The sequence below is a fragment of the Oleiphilus sp. HI0079 genome, from assembly GCF_001635105.1.
Genome location: NZ_LWFT01000183.1, coordinates 1 through 1,114, shown reverse-complemented (window position 1 = coordinate 1,114; position 1,114 = coordinate 1). Strand labels below are relative to the sequence as shown.

General features: G+C 47.8%; 2 protein-coding genes. Both read right to left on the bottom strand.

Going from position 1 to position 1,114, the window contains the following annotated elements:
• Positions 1-95: 95 nt before the first annotated feature.
• A complete protein-coding gene (locus tag A3750_RS02635) occupies positions 96-731 on the bottom strand; it encodes a hypothetical protein (protein WP_068457989.1) in 636 nt (211 codons plus the stop codon).
• A 47-nt stretch (positions 732-778) separates the two neighbouring features.
• On the bottom strand, positions 779-1,114 hold a 336-nt coding region (locus tag A3750_RS25750; protein ID WP_197474831.1), incomplete at its 5' end, for a hypothetical protein.

The window sequence follows — 1,114 nt, the reverse complement described above, 5'->3', positions numbered from 1 at the left end:
GGAAAGCGGCGAAAAAACGCTCACCGCAAAGACCGCGTTATGAAACATGTCACGACACATTTCACTACGCAGGTCGCTTCACATTTCACTTCACACTACATTTTCTCAACAGCAATCGCCATTGCCGTAGTGTGCTTAATAACTACTTCTCGACCAACATGCGACTCAAGCAGTTCTACGTCTGGACGCACAGCCTGAACAACAGTCGTTCCATCAGAGAACGTAAGGGTTGCGGTATGGCTTTCTAAATCCACAGCGCTTACCGTTGCGACAACTTCAACTACCTCAACGGCCATTGCGCCAGGCACTTCGCCTTCAGCCGCTACAGCCTCGGCAACAGCCACACTGTCTTCAGAATGCTCATCAACGTCGTTAACATAAACAACCTGCTCTTCGACATATTCAATGACGACCTTGTCGCCCTTGCTAACCTGATCAAAGTTTACAACCTCAGGCCCAACCGTAATAGTTCTGCGATTACCCTTGTCGTCTTCTAAGCTAACGGATCTTTTTTCGTAATCAATTTCAGCAACCATCGCTTCCATTTTGGCAACGCGAGTAGCTACACCGCCAGGCACACCATCCAAGGTAACAACCGTTTCATTGACCTTGCTATCCAATGGCGCCGTCGTGTCTTCCTTCGCTTGACCGCACCCTGCGATCAACGTCAAAGCCAATGCACTAGCACCAAGTGATGGAAGTGATGGAAGTGATTTAAGACTCTTTCTCATTGTTTTTCTCCAACTGATTATTTTCAACGTTGTTTTAAGGTCACGCACTAATAACGATGCGTCACCGAAAACAGGTACATCTCTCCATCAATATCAAACTTACCTACCGATTTGGAGAGATCTAAGTCTGCGTCAATATGGCGCACATTGAGGCCGATCCAAGTATCTTTCGTCACACCCAGATCAACGCCGACGCGCGCATACCAACCAATACCAAAATCATTATCGCTATTGCTTCCCTCTTCCGGGTCAACAGGGATGTCATCTTCGCTCTGTTCCAAGTCTTCGCTTTCTGCTCGAGCATAAACAAAAAGTGGTCCGGCACCGGCATAAAACCTCAAACGATCAGCAGGCTTAAACGAACCGTAGGCTCCCAGAAACGT

Coding starts and splice junctions, on each gene's coding strand:
- A3750_RS02635 (WP_068457989.1), bottom strand. CDS start 731: ATGAGAAAGAGTCTTAAATCACTTCCATCACTTCCATCACTTGGTGCT.